The sequence below is a fragment of the Streptosporangium carneum genome (assembly GCF_027922005.1).
GTDB lineage: Bacteria > Actinomycetota > Actinomycetes > Streptosporangiales > Streptosporangiaceae > Streptosporangium > Streptosporangium carneum.
Genome location: NZ_BSEV01000183.1, coordinates 1 through 502, shown reverse-complemented (window position 1 = coordinate 502; position 502 = coordinate 1). Strand labels below are relative to the sequence as shown.

At 67.9% G+C, this 502-nt stretch carries 1 protein-coding gene; it reads right to left on the bottom strand.

Annotated elements, in window-relative coordinates:
* Nucleotides 1-502: hypothetical protein (locus PKF00_RS44435; protein WP_271223824.1), on the bottom strand; the 502-nt coding region annotated here is incomplete at both ends.

The window sequence follows — 502 nt, the reverse complement described above, 5'->3', positions numbered from 1 at the left end:
ATCATCCCCGCACCCACCAGGCTGGGCGGGACCGTGCGTGTGGTGGCGCGCACAGGACCGGGCGAGGTCTCGCCGATCCGGAAGTCCTCCAGCGAGAAGCGTACCAGTTCGCGGTTTTCAGACCGTCCGCCCGCGCTTTCGCCTTCGCTGCCCTGGCCGGTGACTACCGAACCGCGCACGATATGCGCCCGCGCCGGACGGCTGTCCGCAACCTGGTGGAACAGAACGACCTCTTCCTCGCTGCCGGTATCGAACAGCGCCTTGTCGGCAATCTCGCCGAGCGCATAGTCGAGCACGGGCGCGTGCGGATAGCCGAAATCATGAAGAGGGGCAGACAGCACCGTCTCGAGCGGCGCCAGGGCGGCGGCGCTTTCCGCGATCTCCAGCCGGCCCGCCGCGGCATCGATCCGCCAGGCACTGCCGGGCAGGATTTCCGACCCGATCACCCCGCCATCGATCAGGCAGGCCCCGGTCGCCAGGCCGGAGAAATCATGGATCAACA